At 40.0% G+C, this 2,124-nt stretch carries 2 protein-coding genes; both read right to left on the minus strand.

Annotation, left to right across the window (positions count from 1 at the left end; all coding sequences use genetic code 11):
• Positions 1-218 precede the first annotated feature (218 nt).
• Positions 219-896: a PEP-CTERM sorting domain-containing protein gene (locus PX636_RS11210; RefSeq protein ID WP_288117212.1), complete on the minus strand. Its 678-nt coding sequence runs from the start codon at positions 894-896 to the stop codon at positions 219-221.
• Between the two features lie 298 nt (positions 897-1,194).
• The coding region (locus tag PX636_RS11215) for a restriction endonuclease subunit S (RefSeq protein WP_288117214.1) at positions 1,195-2,124 on the minus strand (930 nt) is incomplete at its 5' end.

Consider the following 2,124-nt stretch of genomic DNA (forward strand, 5'->3'; position numbering starts at 1 on the left):
CTTCGCCCCTACAGGACGCGGGCCGATGAAGACGCAAGGTTTTGAACCACGATTCTCTCAAAATCTTGCACCTGTGAGAGCAAAACAGGACAATAAAACCCTTACCTCGTCTATATTTCACATTTATTCAGCAAACCCTAAATAGAAACATGGACTAAAAATAAACCCCCCTCAACTGGCTAATTGAAGGGGCATTTATTGTATTTTTGGTGAGCAATTTAGCCTACTTTTGTGGTTTCTTTTTCGGCTGATTTGGATGGCTTCAGTTTGCGTTTGAGGGTTGAACCTACTCCCAGAGTACCGAGGACTCCAAGACCAAAGAGGGAGGCGGGTTCAGGTACTTGTTGTGCTGTTTGTGCTGTCCCAAAAGTTACGGGTAAAGATACTGAAGCTACAACCTCGGTGAAACTAGGTGAAGCGATTGAACCTTCAAAATTCACAAGCTGAAAAGTGAAGAAGTCAAGGAAAGTACCGATTTCATACCACCTGTTGCCGAACGGATTTCCTGAGTTCTGAAACCTTACTGTGGCCTGGTCAAAACTAGAAACGTTTGTATTAAAAGTTAACGTTGAAGATGTGGCATTAACCAAAAATTGCCCTGTTCCGATGATAGAGCCACTAGGAATGACGACGACAGTATCTAAAGTAAAAGGATTACCATTAACTGTCAAGGTAAGGTTAACGTTGGTAAAGGGATTGGGAGTACCAGTTGAATCGATAGTATAGCTACCTATTGGCACATCTACGGTTCCCACCAAAGAAGCGTTATTACCTGATTGACTCCAACTGCGGTTAACAGTAAAAGTAACAGCCTTTGCTGCCACAGGAGTGAGCATAGCAGCGAGAGAAGTTGCGCCAGCTAAAGCTAGGGTGGGAATTAATCGGTTTTTAATCATCTTGATTGAGCAAACGGGTGAATAGAGGCAACTATCGTCTTCCTCGCAGCTTGGTCAAGCAACAGCCTAACCCAAGACCACAGGCAGACGGAAGAAATAATACACATTCCCCCCCAAAAACTGTATTAAAAACTACAATTTAATAATTCTTTATATTCTTCTCCCCGACTAGCAACTGATACTAAATCCGTTGAGTATAGGCTACATATCAGGACAGGCAAAAGTGGTAATAGATAATCAGTGTTTAATAACCAGATTTAGTATTAAGACTTGTTCTAAGCTTAACCTGCTTTTTGCCTTACTCAAATTGGCCAAGTAAAAGACTCATTTCGTTAACAACATTCTCACTTGCTTTTAACGCTTCTTTTCTAATTGCTTGAATTTCGGCCATACTTTTTGCTATTCTCTGCTGTTCAGATTGGGGTGGAATAGGCACTAAAACTTTTGACAAATCATCTACTAAAATAGTAGGAATAGCATGACCTGTCATGTACCTTTTAACCTGACGCAAAAAAAAGTCTGTTCGCATATATACTAATAAAAACAAAGGCTCGACTCCCTGAATATTTCTTAATACTGAAAATCCATTTGAGCAAATTGCCCCCTCTTCATCTTCCGTGATTAGGGCTGTTGCTTGACGTGATGTTCCCGTACTTGCTCCTGAAATTGCTGTAATAATATCGCCTTTATACAATCTATAAGTTGCGCGAGATGGGGCTTCGTGTGCCTTAATTATTTGTTGGGAAACAACTTGCATTGTACGATAATCAACATCGGAAATAGCGATATATCTAATTTCACTATCCCTAGCTAAACGAAAATCAGCCGCCTCTCTCAAAATATCGGCAATTTCACCTAAAGGTTTCGCCCCAATAGATTTTAGATGTTCTAATAATTTTTGGTCATTGGGTAAATAATGTTCGGCATCCAGTCTCGAATTGAGCAGGGTATTCTTAACTGTATAAATACAATCGCTGTTTTGTGCAAATTCCCCATTGATAAATGACCTAAAAGATTGAGAAATATCATCTATATCATCGTCAACTATTGGCAAACCTGATTTTGTTCGGGCTATAACTCCCGACTCGTTGCGCTTATATATTGTTTGTCCTTTAACGTCATAGCCTATTTTTTTGATTTGTGCCATAAAACAAGAATCATGGTTTGCTGGTAATTTTTGAACCACCAAAAGTGATGTCTTGATTCCTGTGCCGTATGGTACAAAGGC

Origin of the sequence: Microcystis sp. M53598_WE2, assembly GCF_030067735.1 — a bacterium.
Taxonomy (GTDB): Bacteria; Cyanobacteriota; Cyanobacteriia; order Cyanobacteriales; family Microcystaceae; genus Microcystis; species Microcystis aeruginosa.

Coding starts and splice junctions, on each gene's coding strand:
- PX636_RS11210 (WP_288117212.1), bottom strand. CDS start 896: ATGATTAAAAACCGATTAATTCCCACCCTAGCTTTAGCTGGCGCAACT.